Source organism: Marinicella marina (assembly GCF_030065545.1).
In the GTDB taxonomy this organism is placed as follows: Bacteria; Pseudomonadota; Gammaproteobacteria; order Xanthomonadales; family Marinicellaceae; genus Marinicella; species Marinicella marina.
Genome location: NZ_JASJNC010000002.1, coordinates 265,026 through 290,820 on the forward strand (window position 1 = coordinate 265,026; position 25,795 = coordinate 290,820).

Here is a 25,795-nt window from a genome sequence, read left to right on the forward strand (position 1 = left end):
CAAAAAGTGAATTCATTAAAAGTCTCATTTATAATCATCATATGTTCAATGTAATTGAAGTTCAATGATGAATATCAGAAAAGCAACTCAAAAAGATTTGAAGCAACTAAGTCAACTGTTTGATGGATACCGTCAGTTTTATCAACAAGCAACTGATTTAGACGGCGCACGTGACTTTATTCAACTTCGCATGGAAAATAATCAGTCGGTTATTTTTGTGGCGGAACAACAGGATAAACTGCTTGGTTTCACTCAACTGTTTCCGAGTTATTCATCGGTCAGTCTGCAGTGCTTGTGGATTCTGAATGATCTATTTGTCGCAGCAACTGCCAGAGAACAAGGGGTGGCAGAAGCATTGATGCATGCCGCCAGGGATTTCGCTGAGTCCACACACAGCAAAGGCATCATCCTAGAGACCGATTGGGACAACGTACAAGCACAAAAGCTGTATGATAAATTGGGCTACCAAAAGCAAGAAAGTACCTACCATTATTTTTTACCAAGCCAAGTCGGTTAAAGTTCAGCTGCGCAGACTGCTTCAATCATTCGGCGTTCAACATTTGACTGGGCACTCCCATTGCTGGGGTCAGACAGGATCGAACAATTGGTGCACGTGTTCAAAGGGGCCGGTTACTTCATAGGTAATACCCAAGTTACCATTTTTTGAAGGGCCTCGTTGGGAATTGAAGTACATGCGTTTGCCATCCGCGGTAAAAGCCACACCGGTGATTTCAGACTTGTCTTGGTTTTCAATTTGTAACAACGGCGCGGCAACCCCATCTTCTGAGAGCAATACAATTTGCATGTCACCACCGTCCTCACACACATACAAAATGCCGTTGTTATCAACAGTGATGTTATCCACGCCGGAAAGTACGGGGTAGGGTGTGGTGGCCAGATCATAAATGACTTTGATGGTTTGGTTGTCTAAATCCACTGACCAAATGCGGTTGTCTCCTTTGGTAGAAAAATACACGAAACCAGCAAAATACCACAAGCCTTCGCCGCCATTGAAAATGGTCGATGCCGGTACTTGGTGGCGGGTTTCTTGTTGTGGTTTTACTGGGTTGGGTTGGGGCACATCGTGCCAAGTGAGTTTGGCATCGCCCTTGAAAACATCGCCTTGTACTTCAGCCACTTGTAATTGGCCGCCTTCGTAACTGGGATAATTGGGTAAGACAGTGCGGTAAAAGCGGCCATCCTTTTCATCTTCAGTCAGGTAAATGGCTCGGTTGATTGGGTCAACCGCACAGGCTTCGTGTTCAAACGAGCCCAAACAATCAACCGGCTTGGCTGAATTGTTACCATACGGGTCACACTCCCAAACCTTGCCATAGGGTACTTCTTCAGCTGACAACCAGGTGTTCCATGGGGTTTTACCGCCAGCGCAGTTATATAAGGTATGGTCTAAAATTCGGTAGGCATCGATGACTTCGCCTTGGACATTGAACTTCAGCGCACCCACACCACCGGTTTTACTTTCTTCGTTACAGGCATAAATCCAACCGCCTAAATTGTTACGGCTGAAATCTTGATAAACAGCGCCACCATCAGGTTTTTCGTGCCAAAGATAATTTGAGTTTTTAGTGGGTGCTGCGCCTTCTACCGCGACAATCCTTGATTTGAAACCATAGGGCAGGCGCATGCCATTTTCGTCGGCAGGCATCAAATGCATGATGCTTGCATCAGTTTTCTTTTTGGCCGCCGCGATTTTTGGCAGGGCCAAGGTCAAAGCGGATATCTTCAGGGCGTTGGTGACAAAACTTCTTCGATCAGGCATGGCATTGTAGGTATTGTTTTTAGGGGTCACATTTTACTGAAGTTTTGTGAAAAGCCCATTAAAAGCGCTGATTTTTAAATGAATTTTTGTAGTATTTCATCACTCATCAGAAAGCCAGCGGGTGTCAGTTCAAACTTTGCGTCATCCAGTTGGTACCATTCAGCCGGAACCTCTCTAAGAAAACAATCCTTCAGTGCCTGTGGGTCCAGCCCAGTGACGCGGCGGTACTTGTCCCAAGTGAAAGCCTGTTTCAGCCGCAGTGAATTCAATAAAAACTCAAAAGGCAAAGTTTTTTCATCCAAGATGCGGGTGTCAACAATGCGTTTATCACTGGCAGCATGTTTGAGATAACTTTGTGGGTGTTTTTGTTTGATTTGGCGTTGAATGCTACTGTCATGGCCCATGGTGATTTTGCTGTGAGCACCTGCACCGATGCCTAAATAATCACCGAATTGCCAATAATTCAGGTTGTGTTCGCTGCGCTGCTTGTCTTTGGCATAAGCCGAGACTTCATACTGCTCAAAACCATGGGCCGACAGTATTTCCTGGCCTTGCAAGAACATCTCGTATTGCAATTCCATGTCTGGCAGATGCGCTGGTGTTTTGTGCGCAAACAAAGTATTGGGTTCAATGGTCAATTGGTAATAAGAAACGTGAGTGGGTTCTAACTCAAGCAGTCGCAACAAATCATCCTCGGCCGCTTTCAAGGTCTGTAGCGGCAGGCCAAACATCATGTCTAAATTGAAATTTTCATAGCCTGCTGCCACCGCGGCTTTGACCGCTTCTTTGGCTTGGCTGCTGTTATGGATTCGGCCCAAACTAAGTAACTGTTTATCATCTAACGATTGAATGCCAAAGGACAGGCGGTTGATGCCGGCGGCTAAGTAACCGTCAAAGGCATCAAACTCTTGGCTGCCAGGGTTGGCTTCCATAGTCACTTCAGCATCGGGGCGCAGGGGCAATAAAGCACGAATTTGTTGCATCAATTGTTGCATGGCTTTGGCTGAAAACAAGCTGGGTGTACCACCACCCATGAAAATGGTATTCACCGGGCGACCCCAAACTTGCGGCAAGTCTTGTTGCAAGTCTTGTATGAGGGCTTGTATGTAATCACCTTCTGGTAAGTTGTTTTGTTGCCCATGCTTCATGGCATGTGAATTAAAATCACAATAAGGGCACTTTTTAACACACCATGGAAAGTGGATATAGAGACTGAGTTTGGGAGGAATCATGCCTGTAATGTAGCAGCCAGCAAAGGTTCAATTTGTTGAATGGCTTGTGCGCGGTGAGAAACTTGTTGTTTGATGGATTTTGGTAGTTCGGCGGCTGTACACTGGTGTGATGCCAGGTAAAAGATGGGGTCATAGCCAAAACCACCGCCACCCAATGCCTCATTGGCAATACTGCCTTGCCAGATGCCTTTGGCAATGATGGGATCAGGATCTTGGTGGTGACGCATGTATACCAAACAACAGAAAAAATGCGCGGAGCGATTTTCAATGCCGCGCATGTTTTCAAGCAACAGGTTCAGGTTATCCAAATCACTGGCGCCTGTGCCGGCGTAACGTGCCGAATAAACACCCGGTTGGCCGTTCAGTGCTGGTACGATCAGGCCTGAATCATCGGCCAAAGCCGGCAAGCCACTGAGTCTGCTGGCATGGCGTGCTTTGATGGTGGCGTTCTCAACAAAAGTGGTGCCGGTCTCTGCCACCTCATACTCCGCGGTTTTGGGTTGCGCTGATAATTCGAGGTTTAAATTTTCAAAGGCGTCTTTGAACTCTTTGAGTTTGCCGACATTACCACTGGCCAGTATGATTTTTTTTGTTTGATTCATTTATTCATTCAATGCGGTTTGTTGAGCCACAATCAATTCGTTGATGCCCTTTTCTGCCAAATCAAGCAGCGAGTTCAGTTCATCGCGTCGAAACGCGTGGCCTTCTGCCGTGCCTTGTACTTCAATGAAGTGTCCACCATCGTTCATCACCACATTCATGTCTGTCTCGGCATTAGAATCCTCTGGGTAATCCAAATCCAACACCGGCTGGTCATTGTAAATACCCACTGAGACGGCGGCGATGGCGCCATGAATGGGGTTCTTTTTTAAATGGCCAGATTTAAGCATCGAGTCGACTGCATCGCACATCGCCACATAAGCACCGGTGATGGATGCTGTGCGGGTGCCGCCATCGGCCTGTATCACATCACAATCTACCGTGATGATGCGTTCACCCAATGCTTTTAAATCAACCACAGCACGCAATGACCGTGCAATCAGCCTTTGTATTTCCAAAGTCCGACCGCCTTGTTTACCACGGGCTGCTTCGCGACCCATCCTTGAATGGGTAGAGCGTGGTAACATGCCGTATTCTGCGGTCACCCAGCCTTGACCTTTGCCCCGCAGCCAACCGGGCACTTTGTCTTCTATGCTGGCATTGCACAAGACTTTGGTGTTGCCACAAGAAATCATCACCGAGCCCTCGGCGTGCATGGTGAAGTTGCGTTCGATTGAAATGCGGCGCATTTCGTCGTTGTTGCGTTTGGATGGTCGCATAAGTACCTGATGGTTTTAAAAATGGTATTTTAACAGTTCACTCATTGAAGTTTTTGTTTATTGGTGGATTCCATGACACAAAAAAATGTCGGTTCCAATGGCTTATCTGGGCTTGGCTTGACCTTTGATGGTCGGAAATGAGTTTAGATGAAATGTGATGCCGTGCCGCTTTCTCAGAACCACATTGGCAAAAAGGTGATTAATTGATTTCTTTTTGCTAAGATAATTACTTTAAAAATTTGAGCATGTTATGTTTTTTGTATTTGTTTTAACTCTGATTGTTCTGGGCACTTTGGCGGCTTCTGATCGCATCATGAAAATGGCTCCAGCCACCAAAGACTTAATCACGTTCTTGAAACAGTCAGAGGGATGGATAGGGATCGTTTCGGTCTTCTTGGGTGGCTTTTGGGTATTCCGCGTTTTGTGGTACATCAAATACTTTAACTTCGGCTTTTTCTTGGCCCTGATTGGTGCTGTGACCATGTTTTTATTGGGTGTGTTGTATTCACAAACCCTGTTGCGTCAATGGTCAAGTAAAAACAGTGGCGCCACCGATGCGTTGAACAAGGTGGTTGATAAAGCCGCACCAATCAAAGAAACGCTGGGTCTGGTGGCGTTGATAGTGGCGATATTACTGATTGTCAGAAGTATCTAAGTAAAAATATCACTGAATTCACGCAGGTCGATTAGAAAAGATGAAACTTCAGCTATGGAGTTTCTTGGTGAACACCAGCAAATTTTTACTGCTGGTGTTGCTTTTCAGCAATCCGGCATGGGCTTGTCTGAACAAAATATACCCCATCGACATGGATGGTTTGTTGGCTGAAAACAAAGAAAAAGAATTAAGATATATAAAAGGAATAAACAATGCTGTTGATCTAATTATCGCAGGTCAAAGTCAAAAAGCCATTGAAGTTTTAACTGCATTAGAGAAGGACAGTCCGGGTCGTTATGAAACAGCAAGTAATTTGGGAACAGCCTATGAGTTAGATGGCCTACTCGATGATGCTTTGATTTGGATAAAAAAGGGTATCAAGATAAATCCTGATTCACATGATGGTACCGAGTGGCTACATTATGAGATTATAAAAGCAAAACAAAACTTAAGATTAAATTCAGATTGGCTCAATGACAATTCAATTATTGATTTAAATGCTGTAGATTCTGGCAAGGCAATGAATGGGTTGGTCTATCAGCTGGGTGAAAGAACAAAGTTTGTCAGTCCACCCAACTCTATTGTTGCTGATCTTTTTTATTTAATGGGACTGATTCATCACAATGAGGAAAACTTGTTTTTGCGAGACAAGGCTTTCAAGCAATCACTGAAATATAGCCAATTAAGAGAAGAAAAAATTAAACTAATAAAAAGAAAAGAAATGTTGCGATTACAGCTTTAGCAACCCAATGCGTTGTTATTCATTGTCAGAAGTATCTGATAAACTCTGTTGAATTTTGAACACTGAAAAAACCTGCTTTATAGTGGGTTTTTTTGCGCTTGATTTCTTTCAATGACTGTTTGCATCAAATCCTTTGGCTTTTCTTAAATCCTTGATTTGATTCAAAGTCTCTTGATACGCTTTTGATTGGTTGCCTGTGGAAAAACTCAATGCCACCAACTTTCTTTGTAAATTTTTAATGGCGGCATTTTTTTCAGGGTTGATATCAATGGTTTTGTGTAGCTTGGGTGATTCTATGATGTGGGTCATGTTATGAGTCTCATGTTAATTAATGGATAGATGAATCAGCAGTCTGAACATGAGTCCATATTAATTGCAACATGTCACAAATCAATCACAAAACAGTGAATTTACCGTAACAACATCAGGCTCCAAACCTGAATCAATATTTTCAAAAGCCCCAATCTCAGTGAATAAAGGATTTCACTGCCAAGCTTCAATCACCGCTTTGAAATGACTTAAGAAGTCATTGGTTTGATAGGCATCCAAGGCACGGTGGTCGATGGTTAGGCTGATATAGCACATGGGCTTGATCACCATCATGTCTTGGCCGTTGTGCTCTTCAACCACCACCCTTTTTTCCATTTTACCCAAACCCAGAATGGCTGACTGGGGTTGGTTAATGATGATTGGCGTGGCAACCAAGGAGCCCGATACACCATGGTTCGAAATGGTGAAGGTGCCGCCTTGGACTTCTTTCTGGCTGAGCTGATTATTCCTGGCTTTATCAGTCAATCGAGTCAACTCAGCAGCGATTTGCATCAGGTTCATGTTTTGCGCTTGTTGAATCACTGGCACGATCAAACCATCATCACCCAGCGCGGTACCAAAGCCTAAGTTAACATGTTTGAAGACTTCTAAGCCATGCTCATGGAATTGCGAGTTGATTTTGGGCTGGTGTTTGATGGCTTGGACCGCAGCTGCAACAAAATAGGCGGTAAAAGTCAGTTTCACGCCTTGGTCTGCAAATGCTTGTTTGTGTGACTTGCGGTGTTTGATGATGGCACTCAAATCTAAGTCAAACACTGAAGTCACGTGCGGTGCAGTTTGTACACTGTGTTGCATATGCTCCGCGATGATTTTGCGCATTTGCGTGTGTGGAATGATTTCACTGCCAGCTGCCGTGGGTTCAACCTGTGCTGCCAGTGCGGGTGCCGCAGTGGCGTGATCATTTGGGCTGGTCGCCAGGTATGCCTTGATGTCACGTGAGGTGATGCGGTGGTTTTTACCACTGCCTTGGATTTGATTGAGGTCGATGTTGTGTTGTTGGCTCAAACGCCGAACTGCTGGGCTTATGAAGGTAGAAGGAGGATTGGGTAACCCAGCAGTCGGGTCCTTACGAGGTAAATCGATTGAAACATTATTTGGAGTTGTTTCGGCCCTGTCTTCTAAATTTGTATCAGTTTTTATTTCGTTCGAGGGGTTGGACACGCCTGTTTCATCAATAGTTCCCAATATTTTATTTTCTTCTGCCGGTTCACCTTCTAACACCAATTTTTCATGTAATACACCATCTACGGGAGCCACCACTTCCATCATTACTTTGTCCGTTTCTAATTCAATGATGGGCTCATCTTTAACCACTTGCTCACCGGTTCTTTTGAGCCATTGGGCGACGGTGGCTTGGGTGCCTTCGGTTTGATCGGCTGAAAGTTTGATGTCAACCAATTTCATTTCTTTATCACTCATACTTGATCCAATTCAATGATACGTGCTGCAATGCTGTCAGGGTTAGGCAGGGCATGCTCCATCAAACGTGGATCATGTGGGTTACCGATGTCGGCTGTTGCCAGTCGCTCGATCGGTGCATCCAAATAAAAGAAGGCTTCTTTGGCCAATACCGCCGCAATTTCAGCGCCAAAACCAGCCGATATGTTGTCCTCATGCACAATCAAGCAACGCCCTGTTCTTTTCACTGATTCTAACACCATCTCTTTGTCCCATGGGCGCAAGGTGCGTAAGTCAATTAAATCTGCATCGACACCCGTTTTTTCAATGGCGCTTTGACACATATGAACCATGCCGCCCCAGCTTACCACTGTCAGACGATCACCATTGAGTATCTTTTTACCTTGGCCAAAAGGAATTATATATTGGTCACCCGGGTAAGGTCTGCGCGCCCACATGTGGTCAAGCATTTTGCGGTGTTCAAAAAAGATGCTGGGGTTGTTGTTGCGTAGGGCATAGCGCAGTAAGCCCACAGCATCCTCTGCATTTGAGGGCATGGCCACTTGCCAACCAATGGCGTGTACCCACTTGACTTCGGCGCATTGTGAGTGCCAAGGATCACCACATCCAAAGTAACCACCTGCCATGCGCACCACCATGGGTGCTGCAAAACGGTTGTTGGTGCGCCAACGCATGGAGCCTGTTTCGTTCAATTGTTCTTCAGCTGGGTCGGCATATTTTCTGAATTGAATTTCAGGCACCGGTAACAATCCTGCCAAAGACAAACCAATAGACCGACCTATGATGCCTTCTTCAGACAAACTGGTATCGAAAACTTGGGCTTCCCCATGTTTTTCTTGTAGTCCCAGTGTTACTGCATGAACACCCCCTTTGGCCCCCACATCTTCACCAAATACCAACATTTTGTTGTTGTGAGTGAGTTCAAAATCTAAAGTTTTTCGAATGGCAGTGACCATGTTGATGCGGCCACCTTCAGCAATGACTTCAGTTGATGATGGTGGGAAGGTGGGGTTGTCTATATGTATGCCGCCTTGGGCTTGAAGTACAGGTTGGCCTGTATCATCCTGCTCTTCAAAAGCATGCTGCTCCACTTCAGTGGGCTCAGCGAAAGCTTGTTGGTCCACTTTTTGGTAGCTCGCATAACAATGGTCTTTCGCTTCTTGAGTCATCTTGTCCCACTCATTGGCGGTCAGGTGGTTGTTATCAATGAGGAATTTTTTTAATTTGGGTAAGGGGTCATGTTGTTTTTCAAACTCAATGCGATCATCGCTTTTGTAACTTTGGGTGTCCTGCGCCGAGTGGCCATTCAAGCGTGGCACGGTCAGTCGCAGTAATACCGGCTTGCGTTCTTTCCTGATGTGCTCGTTGGCTTGGCTGATCAATGCTGCAGCTTCTTGGGGGTTGGTGCCATCACCTGAAAGTATTTTTATGCCACGAAATGAGGCCAGGTTTTTGACAATGTTACCGCCTGGGGTTTGAAAGTGTGAGGGTACTGATATGCCATAGCCGTTGTCTTCGATATAAAACAGCATCGGTAATTCCAAAGTGGTGGCCATGGTTAATGATGACCAAAAACCATTGGTGGCGACCGAGCCATCACCTCCGAGTACCAAGCCCATCGCCTCATCCCATTCTGTATCATTCAAATGTTCACGGTGGTATTCAACCGCTTGGGCCCAACCGGCCACCGGTGTGTATTGTGCGCCAACACCGCCAGACATGGGTAAAACGCAGGGACCATCATGATTAGGCTGGTTAAACACCACGCCAATGTCACGACCGTTTGAGAAACCACCTTGTTTCATCATGGTGGCTTGTAAAAACTGCTCAACGGGTAAGCCTAAAGATAACAACAGAGGTCTTGAGCGGTAATAGCCTGAGACCGCATCTTTCTTGCGGTTCAGTATCTGTCCCAACATGATTTGGGCCATATCATGTCCGCGGGCTGAAAATTGATACAAAACCTTTTTTTGTTTAACCAAGTCAAATTCTTCTAGGTCGTCCAACGCCCTAGATATGAGCACATCTTTGGCAATTTTTAACCAATCAAAAGTGTGTTCGGTGTTATCGGTGCTGGGCGAATCATCTTGGTTTTTAAACAGCTGCATGGTGAGACTCAATTTCAGGGGTGGATATTATCTTCTATTCAGCGCGAAATGTGTTTTCGATATATGCGCGAAAAATGTCTTATAAGCATAAATATTTCTTGAAAATATCAATTAATAAAATTAAATTGTTCTGTATGGATTCATATGATAAAAAGATTTTAAAGGCATTGCAACGCAACGGCCGCATCACTAACAAGGAATTGGCCGCACAGGTATCGCTGTCACAAGCGCCCTGTTGGCGCCGGGTTGATGCTTTAGAGAAGCAGGGGTTGATAAAAGGCTACACCGCCATAGTTGATCAGGACATGCTGGGTTTGAATATCACAGCTTTCGCTCAAATATCTTTGGAAAATCACCACCCAGAGACGGTGCAACAGTTTGATCAGGGCATACAACAATGGCCAGAAATTTTGGAATGTCATGCCACCAGTGGTGAATCAGATTACTTATTAAAAATTGTGGCCAGTGACATGAATGCATACAACCAACTAATCTATGAAAAAATCCTGCGACTGCCCTCGATCCGATCCATCAACACCAGCTTTTCCATGCAACAGAAAAAGCGCACTTCGCATTTGCCGATTGTTGAAACTGGGTGAAGCGCAGTTGCTGGGCAACGCTGTTAATTTTTCTCGTTGAATCAAATGGGCCCGACACTGGGCTCTTTGATTTCACCGCTTTTGTGACGCAACATGAAAGGCACGGATTCTAACTTGAGACCCGTATTCATTTGCACCACAAAATGCAGATGGGGGCCGGTTGAAAAGCCAGTGTTGCCAGACTCGGCAATCTTTTGTTGTTTTTCAACGCGTTGGCCGCGAGCGACAATCACTGATTCGAGTTTCAAGTGTGCATAGACTGCCATTGAGCCATCATCATGCAAGATGCGAATGTAATTACCGCGTTGCAGGTTTTTGGCCTCGGCACCACTGTCATAGAAATCCTCAGCAATGTCCATCACGGTTCCAGCACGTGCCGCCAACACCGGTGTTCCCTCAGGCATAGCAATATCAAGTGCATGTAAGTTTTGTTCACCAGAATGACTGAAAGCGCCATTCCAACCTTGGGTGATGGTGAAGTGTTTATTGCCGGGGAAAGGCAAGGCATAGGCATATTCATCGTCATGGGTGGTGAATGGGTCGCCCAAAGAAGATGATATGTTGTATTGGAAAGACCATGCCATGTATTTGTGTTTGGGCTTAACTGTCGCCAAGTAGAATTCGCTGTTGGCTGGAACCACATATGTCGCTGGCCATTGAGGCTCAATCACCACATTTTTTCGGCTGACCACATCCATCAACACTTCAATCGGTCCATGGTAGCGATTGATGGCATAGAAGATGGGAGTTTCTTTGGTGCCGCGGTTAATGACCTTCAGTTCATACGCACTGTCTTCAGGCCGCACTTGCCAGCTTTCAAAATCATCGGTATCCATAGGTGGCTTGTCCGAGTAATGGGTGATGCCATTTTCATCGGTGTGTTTGTAGTATTTCTTTGCCAGTACATCGGTCCCAAAGCCCAATGCCACGGCTAAAATTATGGTGAGTAATTTCATGATTTAAATGTAGCAAATTTATCTCTGAACAACAAGCGCACACAGTTAAGTTGAGGTCATTGTTTTGCAGCAAAACAAGTATTCAGTTTTTTGAAAATGTTAACCCCATCACATTAATGTACATTCCTACACAAATAGTTTGAGCGTTTCACACGAATCACTTATATTCGTTGTTAACGTGTGATGTGCAAAAGCGCGTGTAGTGAAAAATCACACACGCATAAAACATAAACTATGTAAGCGAGGAACTTATGTTTGGTACATCAATAGCACAACAATCAATTGCGAGTATACGCAACAAAAAACTGAATCTAGGCGGTAATTCTGAAATCCAAGAAACCATCAAAGCACTACAGAAAGAAATGGTGCGCCTGTCTTTCCAACCCAACAGCAAAGCAGAAATCGAAGAAGTAATGATAAAGATTAATTACTTGAGGGATTACCTGCGACAATCAAAACAGCCGCAATAACAATAAGTACATCATATGATGGTGCCCAGGAGAGGACTTGAACCTCCACGGCCTTGCGGCCACCAGCACCTGAAGCTGGCGTGTCTACCAATTCCACCACCTGGGCAGGGGTGTGATGATTGAATCAATCAACAGGTGGTGTATTCTACTTGATTGGTGCTATGAAAAAAAGTGGTAAGGTTAATCTTCGAATGAAATTTCAAGGGCTTTCATGTGGCCATAATTTCATTATGGCACGGATCAAACGTCTGGCTGGGGCAATCCAAACTGGCAGTACGTCATCAGGAAAATGATCTGACAAGTTCATTTTAACTTCATGCTCAAGTATCAACCAGTCCAATAAAGGGTGGCCTTGCCCAGCAAATTCCCAATCAATGATTCTTAACGAGTCGTCACCAAGTAGGTTGCCCAGGTTCAAATCAGAATGATAGAGGCTGTTGTTGGCCCGCCAAAAACCCAAAAAATCGAGTTTTTGAATGTTCTCAAGTATATCAATGGTCGTTCTTTCAGGAATTTTTTTGATGTTTTTCAAATACAGCCTCAAGCGATGATCCAACCGGCTCGGCAAATACTCATAATCTATGGCATGGTATTTGTTCATGGCTTGTTTCAACTGATTCAGTTTGTCATGGTTTTTAAGATCGCTGCGTTGCCAAGTGGGTTGGTCGATGTATTCAGTGATTAAATGGCCTGCATCAGGGTCGTTTTCAATCACATTTGGACCAATGTCTAAAGGTTTGATTTTTTCCAGAATACGATGCTCTTCTTGTCGAGAAATTCCCATGGCGGCTCGATTGAATCGAACAATCCATAGTCCTGCAGATGTGGTTACTTTGAAAATATAATTGCTGCTGCCCGAGTGGATTGGCTCCCAGTGCTTTAATCCAGCGGCTTTGATGGTGTGGATAGATTCAAGTTGGTGTTGCCAATGTTCTTTGTTGGGCATACTCATGACTCCACTTGATGTAGCCAATGATGGTTAAAATCACATACAACACAAACATGGCTGCGGTTAAAAACAGTTCTTTTTGGGTGAAAATATATACCGATGTTACATTAATAACCAACCAATAATGCCAATTTTGTAGTACTTTATGTGCCACCATGATGGTTGCCAACACCGCAAAACAGGTGGTAAAGGCATCAAGGTAAGGTATAGATGCACCCAGTTTTTGCATGCTGTAACCCAATATAGGGACTAAGGATCCTGTGAGTAATATCAATGTTATGTGTTTTTGCCATGACCAACTGGTGATTGACCGTTGTTGGTTTAAATGGCCGTTGCGCCATTGATACCAGCCATACACAGCCATGATCAAGTAGTACACGTTCAATAAAGACTCTGAGAGCAAAGACACACTGTGAAACAGATAGATGTATATGGCCGTGCTGATAAATGCAAACAACCAGCACCAGATATTTTCTTTGATGGCCAAAACCAAATACATGATGGCAGCCAAAACGGCAATGACCTCAAGCCCCGATTGTGCCTGCCAAGCCGTTAAGATTTGGACCCAAATATCATGCATCCGGGGACAGGTCTCCATTCAGAACTTTCATCACGAAAGCCGCTTTGGGCGTGTTTGAATGGGTGCGCTGCATTTCTTTATTGAGGATTTCAAACACCCGGCTGTAATCACCAAAGACCTGCGTACTCATGGTGTTGCCTATGACCTTTAACTCATCATAGGCATTGAGTCGATCGATGAAGTCTTGTATCGGTGGAATGTAGTTTTGATCCAATGGATACAAGGTGATTTCAAGGGAAACTTGCATGGTTATGGCCTCGTTTAAAAGTCAAAATGAGCAGTCACACCAAAATGCTGCGGGTCGCCCAAGTGTTGGTACAGTTTATCTTCAAAGTTAGGTGGTTCCAAGCCAAAGAAGAAACCGCGCACGGCATACTCATCATCAGTTACATTTCTGCCCCAAGCATAAACCGCCCAATTATCAGCTTGGTAACCCAGTTTTAAGTTCAACAAGTTCCTGCTGGGGGCAATCTGATCATGTGAGTCGGAAAAATAAAACTCATCGGCGCCATTCAAGTCAGCCCGAGCAAACCAGCCCGTATCACCCTGGTAAGTTAAGCCTATGTTATAAGTGTAATCAGGTGCATGCGCTTGCTCACGACCCGTCAAGTCCACATCAGTGGTGACGTAGTCAGAGAAGGTGGCGTCCAACAGTCCCAGCGCCCCATGGAAGGTCCAATTACGATTGATTTGGTACTGCCAGTCCATTTCTAAACCCAAGTTTTCCCCTTCTGCCGCATTGCCAGTGAAAAATACAAAAGTCAAAGGGTCAGTCGGGTCTTCTTGCACGGAAGTACTGACTTGCATGTCACGACGTTCTGAATAAAACGCACTGATGTTCAAATTCAGTCGATAATCCAACAAAAGTGATTTCAGGCCCACTTCATAGTTGATTAAATATTCAGGGTCATAGGCACGTCTGGATTCTGGCAGTGAAATACTGAGGTTAAAGCCGCCGGCTTTATAGCCCCTGGAAATGGTGGCATAGATATTTTGTTGTGCATTGAGGCTGTGATTCATTGACAGTTGGCCGCCCCACATGTCATCGGTGGGTGATAAGTTCAAGCCATTGCTGTCAACATAGTCGCTGCTGCGTTGTTCAAACCTCAAGCCAGTGGTTAATACAGTGTTCTCATTCAACTGGCTATCTAGTTGTCCGAACACAGCCCAATTGGTGGCTTCAAAGTTACTGTTAATCTGGCGAAATACTTCATCATTAAAAAACTCGTCAATCTGATTGTCTTCATCCAGCTCTGCCAGGTAAACACCCACCAGCCAGTCAGTTGATTGGTTGAAGATGGCTGCATCAGGTTTTGACAGTAGCCTGAATTCTTGGGTGAAATTACTGCGTTCACGGTCATTGTTCGAGGTGTAGTCATAGGGTGCAAACTCACCCCAATAATCATCATTGCCCCAGTCACCATCAAAGAAATACTGTATGTCTGAATCGGTGTATGCAGTGATACTGACCAAATCAAAAGCGTTGGCTGCGGTGAATTGGTGTTTCATGCTGAAACCCACAGAACGTTGGTCATCAATACCTAAATCATCTGAATGGGTGGTGAAGGTGTTTTCGGGGTTCCATTTGTCAAAGCCGTTGTTGATGTCAACCAACAGCAGATTCAAATTCATTTGCCAGGCATCACTGACATCGAAGCGCAACTTGGCACGGCTCATGAATTCATCTTTACCATCAGTATCGTCTGTGTTGAAAAAATCATTGTAGCGAAAGCCATCGCTGTTGTATTGGTGAATGGCGAAGCGATAAGCGGCGCGCTCAGAATCACCGCCATTTGTACTTCCTAGGGCTCCAGTGGCACTGAAGCCTGCCGCATAAGTGCCATTATCCCCCAGTGTGGTTTCAAGGTGGTAAGCCTGATCAAAACTGGGGTCTTGACTGCGCACATAGATCAAACCAGCCAACGCGTTGGCGCCGTAGCGCGTACCCTGAGGACCACGCAATACTTCGATTTGTTGTAGATCAAATAAAGTCGCGGCACCACCGATGGCAGTAAAATCCATGTCATCAATGATGAAGCCGACTGAAGGGTTGGGTGCGCCTTCATATTGTGAGCGTTCACCAATACCACGAATCTGAAAGTAGCGGGGACGACTGGTTGAACCAGCCCAATTGATGTTAGGGATCAAGCCCATCACATCTTCGAAATGCTGCACCCCGGCTTGGGACAAAGTTGTCTCATCCAGTACAGTCAGACTGGTGGCCACGTCACGGCTGGTGGTGTCATCGCGCAAATCAGCGGTAACGGTTAAATCGGTGAGTTGTTCGGTGTCGGTATTGTCTTGTGCCATCAACGAACAAGACAAAGTCAGCAAACAGGCTGTGTGTGTGAATTTTTTTAACATAGGATCTCTCAATTAGGTTATCAGAGACCCGGTTTTGGCGTGTGGTTTGTGCTACCCATTCCTACGCCGGTATTAACCGGATCAGGTTCAAAGGGTTTGTCATATATTTTTTGACATCTCAGGCTGATTGTTCAGCCACCCCTCGGATGATGGGCATTCTAACAAACTTATGTTGATAGTGAAATAAAAACGCTGCTAAGAATGAACTATTGATTATGTTCTTGTTCAAAATGAGCATGAAAAAAGTTTTGTTGATGATCACATTCTGTTTGGGGTTTGATGTGCAAGCACAATTAAATATTGATGCGAAAGTTGCTGCCATTCAATACAATCAAATCTCCTCTGCAGAGTTCAGCCAATTAATGAATGCATTTGAATTTTATATCGATGATTACCGCGATATGTTTCATGATGATTGAGAGTCGATTAAAAGTGGTTTGTTATTTGAGTATGTGACAACCACTAGCTACGCTGATATGCATTTTTCTTGGTCTTTGTTTCGCCATCCATTGGAGGGGAAAATTTGCATCAAGCGAGGTGATTTTCAACAACAAAAATTTCTCAGTGGTATGGATGCACAGATAATATACAGAATCAGTATGCGATCAAGTTGGCACGAACTGCCATGGATGGCACAAGTGAAGTTGCGTTTTGATCAATATAGAAATTTATTTTGTAATTTGGCCACTTTTTATAAAGATTCTGAAGTCGAGGGAGTTTTTATTGAATTTAACATTTGTGGCCATCAAAAGATGAGGCGGGGAACGCGTTTAGGTGGTGCTGTGTTGATGGCCGCGTGATTTACAGAATGAACTCCAATTCAGCAATTTCAAGAAAGCCATGAACGCTTCAGCAGGGGAAGTTATTTCTGATAACAAGAAAAGTAAATCGAAACCTACGATTCTGATAAATAAATTGGTCAAAACTCAGGCAGCACAATCGGCGCCAGGATTGTGAGTCTAGCAGGCCGATATTTCAAGTACTGTTGGTTGTGGTGGTATCTGATCTATGGCTTGATTTGGGTGCGATTGACCACTGCATGTGAACCGCTGATTTCTTTGATCATTTTTTCAGCCAACTGACTGTTTTGCGCAAAGTGAGTTTCACCTTTCAGCACAATTTCATCACCATTGAATACGGCTTGTAGGTTTTGATTCAATATGACGTTGGCCAGTCCTAATCGGTGGTTGATGCTTTCCTTGATTTTATCTTGTATGTTGTTCATGGGTCGTTCTGCTGTAGGTGAAGTTGTTATTTGCTGTAGTGTATTCTATGGTTAAGGAGGTGAAATTGTTGTTGATAAGCCGTGACCGTGTCGTTGCTTTGACAAAATAAAAGTTGCAAAACCATCAAATTGTGAAAAATCTAAGGCTGGTCACTGAGCCTTTAAATTTGTAAAATGCCAGCTCAATCATTTGAATGCCATCCATGAAAATACTCAACGACATCAGGTTTGACAACATCAAAGGCGATGTTTTTGGCGGCTTGACTGCGGCCATTGTCTCGTTGCCTTTGGCCTTGGCTTTTGGTGTGGCATCTGGCGCAGGTCCGGTTGCTGGCCTGTATGGTGCGGTCTTGGTGGGTCTGTTGGCGGCTTTATTTGGTGGCACATCTACCCTGATTTCTGAACCCACTGGACCGATGACGGTGGTGATGACAGCCGTTCTCACATCAATGATGGCAGCCAATCCCGATAATGGCATGGCCATGGCATTTACTGTGGTGATGATTGCTGGGGTATTCCAAATCACTTTGGGTGCCTTGAAGCTGGGTAAATACATCACTCTGATGCCTTACAGTGTGATTTCTGGTTTTATGTCGGGTATCGGCGTAATTCTTATCTTGCTGCAACTGGCACCCTTTATGGGACAGGCCACGCCGCCCGGTGGGGTGAGTGCCACTTTATTTGCTTTGCCTGAGTTGTGGCAAAACATAGAGCCAGTTGAGACCATCTTAGGCTGTTTGACGCTGGCGGTGTTGTTTTTGGTGCCGAAAAAATGGGCCAACTTTCTACCACCACCTTTGTTGGCATTGGTGGTGGGTACCTTGGTTTCGATTTGGTTTTTTACCGATACTGAGATCAGGCGCATCGGTGAAATTCCTTTGGGCTTGCCGTCTTTGATCATACCGACATTCACTGCCGATCAAATCACTTCGATGGTCTTGGATGGGATTGTTCTGGGCACACTAGGCTGTATTGATGCCTTGTTAACCGCCATGATTTCCGACAGCTTGACGCGCCAAGAACACAAGTCGGATAAGGAATTGGTCGGGCAGGGTGTGGGAAATTTAGTTTCTGGTTTATTTGGTGGTTTACCTGGAGCCGGTGCCACCATGGGTACAGTGGTTAACATCCAAAGTGGCGCCAAAACGGCTTTATCTGGCGTGGTCCGTGCTTTGATACTGTTGGTGGTGATATTTGGTGCCGCCAAGCTAACCGCCAATATTCCACTGGCAGTGTTGGCCGGTATTGCCATCAAAGTGGGTATCAACATACTTGATTGGAGTTTCGTCAAGCGCGCTCACCGGGTGAATTGGGAAGCTGCTGGCATCATGTATGGGGTGATGTTTCTGACTATATTTGTTGATTTGATAGTGGCGGTGGGTTTGGGCGTTTTTATTGCCAACATCATTACCATCGAACAACTCAGTGCACTGCAAGCCAAAAACGTCAAATCAATCAGTGATTCTGATGATCATATCAGCATGAATGACGACGAAAAGTCTGTATTGAGAGCGGTCAATGATAAAATCTTAGTGATGTATCTGAGTGGGCCAATGATTTTTGGTGTATCCAAAGCGATTGCTAGAGAGCATCGCGCCATTGAAAACTATGAATCTGTACTGTTAGATTTATCTGATGTGCCACACATGGACACCACGGTATCATTGGCGATTGAAAATGTCATCAAACAAGCGGTCGAACTGAATAAACAGGTTTACATGGTCAAGCCAGGTAAGCACGCTTTTGCGACATTGGAAAAGCTAGCGGTTTTTGAAATGATGCCTTTGAACCACGTAAAATCCAGCCGGAAAGAAGCTTTAGAATTAGCTAAAAATGATTTACTCATTTAACATTCAATCTGCTATTTGTTTGATCGCCATCTATTGATCGTTGATTGGCAGGAGGTTTTGGGTAAAACAAGGATTTAGTTATGTGTTATTGTATTGGCCAAAATAACAGTAAAGGTGGAATTCATGATTAAATTTATCTCAGGGTTAGCAGTAAAAACTTTGTTTTTTACAGTGCTTCTTTTCAGTCATACCAGTCAAGCTGCTATTAAAATGACGCCGACACCACTGGAGGGTTTGGATTACAACAAGGCTTTACTGACAGGTGATTACGATGATTCCATCCCCACACCCGAGTCAATCCTCGGCTTTGCAGTGGGTCAGCGAACTGCCACGCCAGAACAAATAGCAGAGGCAGTTAATCAATGGCATAAAGCCAGCCCGAAAATGCAACTCATTGAATATGCGCGATCACATGAGAACCGGCCGCTGTATTACGCTTTGATTTCTACCCCAAATAATTTAGCCAGAGTTGATGAGGTCAAAGCGGACTTGGCTAAATTAGCTGATCCAAAAGGACTCAGTGCCACTGATGCCGATGAAATCATCGCAAGATTACCAGCAGTTTCATGGATGGCCTATTCGATACATGGTAATGAATCATCTGGTTCGGATGCGGCACTGGCTGCTATCTATCATTTGATTGCTTCTGAAGCAGATGACATCAAAGAACTGTTGCAGCAAAGTATTGTTATCATCGACCCATCGATGAATCCAGATGGCCGAGCTCGTTTTACCAAAGGCCTGCAACAAGCCCGAGGCATTGCACCTAATGTCGATAACCAATCTTTGTTGCATTCTGGTACTTGGCCTTATGGCAGGACCAATCATTATTTATTTGACTTAAATCGTGACTTCATTTTAGGGGTGCACCCAGAAACCATTGGTCGCGTGAAGGCCATCAATCAATGGTACCCTCAATTGATGATTGATGGCCATGAAATGGGTTCACAAAGTACTTATTTATTTTCACCTTCAAGAGAGCCGATTAATAAAAACATGTCTGCGGCGACAAAAAAGTGGGGCAACATTTTTGCCGATGATCAAGCGGCATCATTTGACGATGAAAATTGGCCATACTTTACTGGAGAATGGTTTGAAAACTTGTACCCAGGTTACTCCAGCTATGCTGAGTTTCGAGGCAGTGTTCATATCTTGTATGAACAAGCACGCATAGCTGAGGATGGCGTTCGCCAAGCCAATGGCAGAATTGTTACTTACCAAGAGTCTGTGCATCACCAATTGGTCAGCACCATCACCAATTTAAAAACCCTGGCCAAACATTCAAAAGAGATGTATCGAGACTTCCTGAAAGATCGAAGAAAAAGCATTTCATCTGACAGTGTATATGCCAATACCACCTTTGCCTTACCGCCTAATAAAAACAGCCAACGCATGCAAGGGTTTATTGATTTGATGGAATTACAAGGTTTTGAGTTGTTTACTTTATCGAAGGAAACTACTTTTTCTGATGCCAGCAATCAACTCGGTGATAAGGTCAAGGCCAAGCTGCCTAAGGGCTCGCTGATCATCAGAAACAGACAGCCAGAGGCTCGGTTACTGGCAGCCATCTTGGAGTTTGATGTGAAATTGGATGATAAAGTGCTGGTTGAAGAGCGACAAAATGTGCTGCGAGACGGCGGCAGCATCATGTATGACACCACTGCTTGGAACCTAACCATGATGCATGGCCTTGAGGCTTACACCATCAATGATTTTGTTGACACCAATATAGCGCCCTACCAAGCACCCGAGCAACCAGTTGCCTTGATCAACAAACCCAATGCCATTGCCTATGTCATTGATGGCGCCGATGATGCCTCAGTGGGTGCTGCTGCTCAAATCATGGAACAAGGCGTTAAGGTCAGAATTTTGGATAAAGCAACTGCTTTAGATGGTCATCAATTTTCCAGAGGTTCAGTGGTTATTAACCGCTACGATAACGAGTTTTTCAAAGGCGATTTAACATCAATCATTGAGGCTACGGCGACTAAGATGGCAGTGAGTGCTGTGGCCATCAACAGTGGTCTAGGCAAAGGGGATTTGCCTGATATTGGTGGTTCTCATTTTCGTTTACTTGAAAAACCAGAAATTGCCATACTGTCACATGGCAGTGTCAATTTTTATGACTTCGGCACGATTTGGCACAGCATAGATTCGAATTTAGGCATCAGGCATTCACACCTTGATTTCAATACTTTTAATTTCAATGACCTCAGGCGCTATAACACTTTGGTTATTCCTGATATGTTTTATGGCAAGCTGGATAAGAATAAAGTGGCTGCGCTAAAAACATGGGTTGAAGCGGGTGGTACATTGATTGCCATTGATGGGTCCATCAGCAGCATCACAGATGTGGCCGCCAAACTCAGCGGTGTGCGCCAAATCGGTGATACTTTTAAAGACATCACCAAATATGACCAAGCCCTACAAAGGGAATGGCTGGCGCAACAAGATGAATACCCAGAAGTCAAAAAAGCCTGGTCCAATGAAGTGACCGATGAAATCAATTACCCATGGCATACAAAAGACAAACCAGTTGCTGAATCCTTGCTTAAAAAACAAGATGATTGGTTGCGGGAATTTGCGCCATCTGGGGCGATTGTCGCTGCCCGTACTGATGAAAAGCATTGGTTAACTTTTGGTGCGCCACCCGTTCTTCCGGTTCTGGTATCAAACAACCCAGTATTGATGTCTGATGGTTCAGCCGATGCCGTAGTAAGAATGGGCGTCTATGAAAAAATGTCTCAATCAGATTGGAATAAGGTCAAAGCATCTTTTAAAGATCAACCGGTCATTCGCAAAGCAGGTTGGTCAACTTTACCCGATGAATACCGGCTGAAACTGCGCATGAGTGGTTTACTGTGGCCAGAAGCGAGTCAAAGAATAGCGAATTCAGCCTATTTAACCCGTGAAGCCAAAGGCAATGGTCAAATCATCTTGTTTGCCAGCCAACCCGTTTTCAGGGGTTCCACCAAAAGCACCAATAGATTGCTGCTCAATGCGCTGGTTTATGGTTCTGGATTGGGCACCAATGTGACCATTAAAAATTAGGCTTTATTAAGTAAACCAAGCCCAACTGTAAAAGTGGTCATGTGCTGTGACCACTTTGATTTTAGCTGCTGATTTTATTGGTCTGATGTGTGTTGAACTATTTAAAAATAACCGCGCTGACGGCGTAAAAGATGGCCATACAACCGGAGAACAGCGAGCTGATTAAGAAACGTTGTTTCATAGGCACTTTGTTTTGAATCAAATAATTAACCACCACCGACACTGGCATGCCATAGACAAACGATTGCCACGCTGTTCCAAGCACCCCCCAAGTAATGGCCTGCTGATTCAGTAGGTATATAAAACACATGTGGCGGGCAATCCACAACGGGTTGAAATAGGCCACTGTCATCAGGGTTTTGTACCAGTTGCCCATGGTGTGGCTCATTTTTTGGCTTTTGGCTTGAATCCAAGCAAAATAGCTGGGAATTTCAACCGCGTAAACGCTGGTGCCAATCAGGCTCATACCGACCAGGCGCAACCAGCTGAATTCACCGAGTATCAGCGCCGCTATGGTATCAAAGACACCAAAGGTGATGGCACCTTTGAGGCTTTCGGTGCGACTGAATAAAAATTTAAATGCCATGCTTTTTAAGTTGCTTGCTGCGTGAATCAAAAACCAGCAAGGTTACCCAAAATAGCCAAAAAATGATAGCTGTAATTCAATAAATGAATGCGTTAATCAATCATCATAATCAAAGTCAGCACGAAAGATTATGTCCAAATTCAATTCTACCGAACCGCTTTCACAAAACGCGCCATCAGGTCTGAACGCGCCACGCTGGTCATACTCAAGGACATCATTGGTGGCAGAAATACAGGCGCTGAGGGGCACCATGTCAACAGCAGGACTGTTCACTGCGGGTAAAAAAGTGTCAGTGAAACCGCCATTATTAGTCAAGCTGGCTAGCAGGGCATCGGTCATTTCAAGATCACCCACAGCGGAGAATTCACAACTGGCATCACTGACGATGTTGTAACCAGATGATGTGGGTTTGTCACCGGCTTGACAGTTATCAATGAAGCCGCCATCAGGTGTCCAAAGAATCGAGCTTTGGATGTCCAACACATCGCTGCCATCGAAACTGAAATGTGACAGGTTTTGACCTGATTCAGAAACAAAAGTACTGAAACGGATTTTTGCACCACCATTGGTTGTTCTGATGCCGCCGCCCTCATTGTTGGTGACGGTTGAATTGGTCATCGACATGAAACCTTGTTCAATTTCAATGGCTTTACCACCGTTGTCATTGCCAGTGAAAGTAGATGCGGTAATGAACATCTCACAGCGGGAACAGAAAATAGCGGGTCCCCAGATGTTGGTGAAGCCCAAATCCTCGGTGAAGTTATCTTTAAACACGGTGTTGTGGATATTAATGTCTGCTCCTAAGGTAGCGAATAATCCACCACCGGTGTTGGCACTGTTGTTGGTGATGATGACTTGATCGGTGAATAACTGCGTGCTCACATCATTGACTTTAATGGCACCACCGCCATTGTTATCCGCGGTGGCTGCTCTGCCGCCGGTGAGGGTCAGGTTTTTTAAGCTGAGACTGCGGCCATTGAACACTTCGAAAATGCGGTTGTTGCCATTGGCATTGATCACCGTTTCTGGGCCTGAACCAATGATGGTGATGTAGCCGGTTGTTACATCAAGGTCGCCTGCTGCAGCCGTGTCATCATCACCCAACAGGGTTAATTCATGGATGTTGGGCCCCAGCTCGATGGTGTGCAAGCCGCCCAGCGCATTGGCTTCCATGATGGCCGCACGCAAACTACAAAAGCCAAAACCGATGGGTATTTCACAAATGCCATCACCAGGGTTGTTATCAACTTCGTCACTCAGCACAATCACTTGAAAGGTTAAGGCCGTCGTTTGTTGTAACCACAACAGCATCAGAAGGGACAATATCAATTTAGATTTCATGGTTTTTCTCACTCTTTGGATATGACTTATTACGTCAAAGTGCAGGAAATCATGACATTTTATAATGATTTTTTTTGAGGTAAAAAAAAGCACCCAACTGCATTCAATTGGGTGCTCAAAGTGCTTAACTTGGGATAAGTTGAATGTCGTTACAGTGTTTCTTCCAACCAGCGGAAAAATTCACGCTGCCAAACGATGCCGTTTTGTGGGTTCAATACCCAATGGTTTTCCTCTGGGAAATACAACAAGCGACTCTTCAGTCCCAATAATTTAGCGGCTTGGAAGGCTTGGATGCCTTGTCCAATTGGTACCCGATAATCTTTGCCGCCATGAATCACCAACATCGGCGTGTCCCAGTTGGCGACGAAGTTACTGGGGTTGAATTCGGCGTAGCCTTTTTGCGCGGCTGCGTTGTCTTGGTCCCAATATGGGCCGCCTAAATCATGGTTAACAAAAAACAATTCTTCGGTGGTGCCATACATGCTGCGAAAATCAAACACCCCATCATGTGAGATGAATGTTTTGAAGCGTTTTTCGTGGTGGCCAGCCAGATAGAACACTGAGTAACCACCGAAGCTGGCACCAATGGCGCCCAGGCGGTCTTTATCAACATAGGACTCTTTGGCCACATCATCAATCGCATCCAGGTAATCTTGCATCGCGCCGCCACCCCAGTCTTTGCTGATGGCTTCATTCCAGGCCACACCATGACCTGGCATGCCACGGCGATTCGGTGCCACAATAATGTACCCCTGCGAAGCCATCAACTGGAAGTTCCAGCGGAACGAATAGAATTGTGACAAGGGTGATTGAGGCCCGCCTTGGGCATACAGCAAAGTGGGGTACTTTTTGTCGGCATCAAAACCGGGTGGATAAATTACCCAAACCAACATTTCCTGACCATCTTGGGTGGTGACCATGCGTTTTTTAACTGTAGGTAAATCAAGGTCAGCGTACATGGCTGTGTTGACTTCGGTCAATGCAGTCATTTGCTTGTCCTCAAGGTCAAAGCGATAGATTTCTTTGGCGGCATTCATGCTGTTTCGCGTGATAATTAACTGACCATCGACTTCACCGACTATGCCATTGACGTCATATTGGCCACTGGTTAATTGCATCACGGTGGGTAAATTTCTGCTGCTTACAGGCAGGTTCACCTGAAACAATTGAATGGTGCCTTGCGTGGGGGCGACAAAATAAATTTTCTCGCCATCCAAGCTCCATTTGAAGCTCCCTACCGTGCCGTTCCAGTGCGCCGTCAGGTTAATGAATTCCTTGCCTTGCATGATCATGATGTCATTTTTATCGGCTTCATAACCCGGCGTGTCCATGCGCAAGAAGGCCAGCTGGCCAGTTGATGAGAACGCCGGGCTTTTATCATAACCTGGGTTATCTGCGGTTAAGTTAGTGGTTTTTTTGCTGGCCAGGTTGTAGCGATAGATGTCGGTGTTGGTGCTGGTGACGTACGCGGTGCCCTGCAGTTTCTTACTCACATAGTAGATGTTTTCGCTTTCAGGGCCCCAGATATAGTCCTCATCACCACCAAAAGGTTTCAGTGGCGTGTTGAATGGCTGGTCGGCCATGATATCAATCTTATTTTCGGTTTTCAGGTCTTGGTAAAAAACGTGGTTGTAACTGCCATCATTCCAAGTGTCCCAATGGCGGTAATCCAGATCATCAAAGACATAGGCATTGGCCGCATCCAATGAATCATGGATGTCACTGGCGAGCACTTTTTCTAAAGTAACCGTTTCATGCAGCAGTCGCTTGCTGCCATCGGGTGATAAATTTTTATCAACAACCACACCTTGGTAGTTCTCTAATAGTTGGGTGCTGCCATCTGCGATTGAGACCTGGTAGACCTTGTTGTCAAAATCGTTGTTTTCCACACTCGGAATGGTGACTTTGTAAATGACATGCGTTTTGGCCTGATTGAGGCCCAAAGGACTGACTCGTTTGACCTCCCACAGTTTTTCAGGCGTCATCACCTCACTGGCAAAAGCTTGATTATTAGCTGATAATCCCAACAGTGCCAGGGCACTGATTGTCAGCCATGTTTTTACTTGCATCATTAAAACCCTCATCAATAAATAAACAAGCAGATAGGGTACAAGATTTACAGTGAAAAAGACATGGGTTTAGTTGCCATAATAATGATGTAAGATGGCTGCTGTTGAAGTGTAAGGCACTTGAAAGCAAAGAGGGTTCATTGGTTGAAATAAAACGCAATCATATGGTA

24 protein-coding genes, 1 tRNA gene and 1 riboswitch are annotated in these 25,795 nt (G+C 44.9%); of the genes, 8 read left to right on the forward strand and 17 right to left on the reverse strand.

What is annotated here, in order from left to right:
• The first annotated feature begins 64 nt into the window (after positions 1-64).
• Positions 65-517, forward strand: a complete 453-nt coding sequence (locus tag QNI24_RS03850) for a GNAT family N-acetyltransferase (RefSeq protein WP_267174964.1) — start codon at positions 65-67, stop codon at positions 515-517.
• Between the two features lie 69 nt (positions 518-586).
• Here QNI24_RS03850 and QNI24_RS03855 read toward each other — a convergent pair whose 3' ends face one another.
• From QNI24_RS03855 to rph, 4 genes are all read right to left on the reverse strand, one after another.
• Positions 587-1,780: an alkaline phosphatase PhoX gene (locus QNI24_RS03855; protein ID WP_283708497.1), complete on the reverse strand. Its 1,194-nt coding sequence runs from the start codon at positions 1,778-1,780 to the stop codon at positions 587-589.
• A gap of 74 nt (positions 1,781-1,854) precedes the next feature.
• Positions 1,855-3,012, reverse strand: a complete 1,158-nt coding sequence (gene hemW, locus QNI24_RS03860) for a radical SAM family heme chaperone HemW (protein WP_267174966.1) — start codon at positions 3,010-3,012, stop codon at positions 1,855-1,857.
• Positions 3,009-3,614, reverse strand: coding sequence for an RdgB/HAM1 family non-canonical purine NTP pyrophosphatase (gene rdgB / locus QNI24_RS03865; protein WP_267174967.1), 606 nt, complete (start codon positions 3,612-3,614; stop codon positions 3,009-3,011). The genes hemW and rdgB overlap by 4 nt, the downstream gene beginning before the upstream one ends.
• On the reverse strand, positions 3,615-4,331 hold the full coding sequence (gene rph / locus QNI24_RS03870) for a ribonuclease PH (RefSeq protein ID WP_267174968.1): 717 nt from the start codon (positions 4,329-4,331) through the stop codon (positions 3,615-3,617).
• A gap of 250 nt (positions 4,332-4,581) precedes the next feature.
• On the opposite strand from rph, the gene QNI24_RS03875 reads away from it, so the two are divergent.
• Together QNI24_RS03875 and QNI24_RS03880 are read left to right on the forward strand one after the other, a co-directional pair.
• Positions 4,582-4,986, forward strand: coding sequence for a hypothetical protein (locus tag QNI24_RS03875; RefSeq protein ID WP_267174969.1), 405 nt, complete (start codon positions 4,582-4,584; stop codon positions 4,984-4,986).
• 67 nt (positions 4,987-5,053) lie between these two features.
• Entirely contained in the window at positions 5,054-5,728 is a 675-nt protein-coding gene (locus QNI24_RS03880) for a tetratricopeptide repeat protein (protein ID WP_267174970.1), read from the forward strand.
• A 108-nt stretch (positions 5,729-5,836) separates the two neighbouring features.
• Here QNI24_RS03880 and QNI24_RS03885 read toward each other — a convergent pair whose 3' ends face one another.
• From QNI24_RS03885 to QNI24_RS03895, 3 genes are all read right to left on the reverse strand, one after another.
• Positions 5,837-6,037, reverse strand: a complete 201-nt coding sequence (locus QNI24_RS03885; protein WP_267174971.1) for a hypothetical protein — start codon at positions 6,035-6,037, stop codon at positions 5,837-5,839.
• A 174-nt stretch (positions 6,038-6,211) separates the two neighbouring features.
• The gene (locus QNI24_RS03890) at positions 6,212-7,477 is read right to left on the reverse strand and encodes a dihydrolipoamide acetyltransferase family protein (RefSeq protein WP_267174972.1); all 1,266 of its coding nucleotides are present in this window, start codon (positions 7,475-7,477) and stop codon (positions 6,212-6,214) included.
• Positions 7,474-9,585, reverse strand: coding sequence for an alpha-ketoacid dehydrogenase subunit alpha/beta (locus QNI24_RS03895; protein ID WP_267174973.1), 2,112 nt, complete (start codon positions 9,583-9,585; stop codon positions 7,474-7,476). Before QNI24_RS03895 ends, QNI24_RS03890 begins: the two co-directional genes overlap by 4 nt.
• Before the next feature lie 134 nt (positions 9,586-9,719).
• Here QNI24_RS03895 and QNI24_RS03900 point away from each other — a divergent pair, with 134 nt between their 5' ends.
• Positions 9,720-10,184, forward strand: a complete 465-nt coding sequence (locus tag QNI24_RS03900; RefSeq protein ID WP_267174974.1) for an Lrp/AsnC family transcriptional regulator — start codon at positions 9,720-9,722, stop codon at positions 10,182-10,184.
• 41 nt (positions 10,185-10,225) lie between these two features.
• Here QNI24_RS03900 and QNI24_RS03905 read toward each other — a convergent pair whose 3' ends face one another.
• Positions 10,226-11,140 (reverse strand): M23 family metallopeptidase, encoded by a 915-nt coding sequence (locus QNI24_RS03905; RefSeq protein WP_267174975.1) that lies wholly within the window; start codon positions 11,138-11,140, stop codon positions 10,226-10,228.
• Between the two features lie 251 nt (positions 11,141-11,391).
• Between QNI24_RS03905 and QNI24_RS03910 the strand changes: the two genes are divergently transcribed.
• Positions 11,392-11,610, forward strand: coding sequence for a hypothetical protein (locus QNI24_RS03910; RefSeq protein WP_267174976.1), 219 nt, complete (start codon positions 11,392-11,394; stop codon positions 11,608-11,610).
• Between the two features lie 19 nt (positions 11,611-11,629).
• Here QNI24_RS03910 and QNI24_RS03915 read toward each other — a convergent pair.
• The 5 genes from QNI24_RS03915 to QNI24_RS03935 form a co-directional block, all read right to left on the reverse strand.
• A tRNA-Leu gene (locus tag QNI24_RS03915) sits at positions 11,630-11,716 on the reverse strand.
• Between the two features lie 93 nt (positions 11,717-11,809).
• Complete coding sequence (locus tag QNI24_RS03920) at positions 11,810-12,562, reverse strand: phosphotransferase (protein WP_283708498.1); 753 nt, start codon at positions 12,560-12,562, stop codon at positions 11,810-11,812.
• The gene (gene pnuC, locus QNI24_RS03925; protein WP_267174978.1) at positions 12,522-13,139 is read right to left on the reverse strand and encodes a nicotinamide riboside transporter PnuC; all 618 of its coding nucleotides are present in this window, start codon (positions 13,137-13,139) and stop codon (positions 12,522-12,524) included. Before pnuC ends, QNI24_RS03920 begins: the two co-directional genes overlap by 41 nt.
• Positions 13,132-13,386 carry a YkoF family thiamine/hydroxymethylpyrimidine-binding protein gene (locus QNI24_RS03930; RefSeq protein WP_267174979.1) on the reverse strand — a complete coding sequence of 85 codons (255 nt, stop codon included), beginning with the start codon at positions 13,384-13,386 and terminating at the stop codon, positions 13,132-13,134. The genes pnuC and QNI24_RS03930 overlap by 8 nt, the downstream gene beginning before the upstream one ends.
• A gap of 14 nt (positions 13,387-13,400) precedes the next feature.
• A complete protein-coding gene (locus tag QNI24_RS03935) occupies positions 13,401-15,503 on the reverse strand; it encodes a TonB-dependent receptor (RefSeq protein ID WP_267174980.1) in 2,103 nt (700 codons plus the stop codon).
• 41 nt (positions 15,504-15,544) lie between these two features.
• Positions 15,545-15,656: riboswitch (TPP riboswitch) on the reverse strand.
• A gap of 83 nt (positions 15,657-15,739) precedes the next feature.
• Between QNI24_RS03935 and QNI24_RS03940 the strand changes: the two genes are divergently transcribed.
• Entirely contained in the window at positions 15,740-15,922 is a 183-nt protein-coding gene (locus tag QNI24_RS03940; RefSeq protein WP_283708499.1) for a hypothetical protein, read from the forward strand.
• Between the two features lie 587 nt (positions 15,923-16,509).
• Here QNI24_RS03940 and QNI24_RS03945 read toward each other — a convergent pair.
• Positions 16,510-16,728: a BON domain-containing protein gene (locus QNI24_RS03945; protein ID WP_267174982.1), complete on the reverse strand. Its 219-nt coding sequence runs from the start codon at positions 16,726-16,728 to the stop codon at positions 16,510-16,512.
• Between the two features lie 203 nt (positions 16,729-16,931).
• Between QNI24_RS03945 and bicA the strand changes: the two genes are divergently transcribed.
• Complete coding sequence (bicA, locus tag QNI24_RS03950; RefSeq protein ID WP_267174983.1) at positions 16,932-18,578, forward strand: bicarbonate transporter BicA; 1,647 nt, start codon at positions 16,932-16,934, stop codon at positions 18,576-18,578.
• A 123-nt stretch (positions 18,579-18,701) separates the two neighbouring features.
• The gene (locus QNI24_RS03955) at positions 18,702-21,629 is read left to right on the forward strand and encodes a M14 family metallopeptidase (RefSeq protein WP_267174984.1); all 2,928 of its coding nucleotides are present in this window, start codon (positions 18,702-18,704) and stop codon (positions 21,627-21,629) included.
• A gap of 97 nt (positions 21,630-21,726) precedes the next feature.
• On the opposite strand, the gene QNI24_RS03960 is transcribed toward QNI24_RS03955, so the two are convergent.
• The 3 genes from QNI24_RS03960 to QNI24_RS03970 all read right to left on the reverse strand — a co-directional run bounded on the left by QNI24_RS03960 (position 21,727) and on the right by QNI24_RS03970 (position 25,628).
• The gene (locus QNI24_RS03960; RefSeq protein ID WP_267174985.1) at positions 21,727-22,215 is read right to left on the reverse strand and encodes a hypothetical protein; all 489 of its coding nucleotides are present in this window, start codon (positions 22,213-22,215) and stop codon (positions 21,727-21,729) included.
• Between the two features lie 96 nt (positions 22,216-22,311).
• A complete protein-coding gene (locus QNI24_RS03965; RefSeq protein ID WP_267174986.1) occupies positions 22,312-23,556 on the reverse strand; it encodes a choice-of-anchor Q domain-containing protein in 1,245 nt (414 codons plus the stop codon).
• A gap of 149 nt (positions 23,557-23,705) precedes the next feature.
• A complete protein-coding gene (locus QNI24_RS03970; protein ID WP_267174987.1) occupies positions 23,706-25,628 on the reverse strand; it encodes a S9 family peptidase in 1,923 nt (640 codons plus the stop codon).
• Between the last annotated feature and the right edge of the window lie 167 nt (positions 25,629-25,795).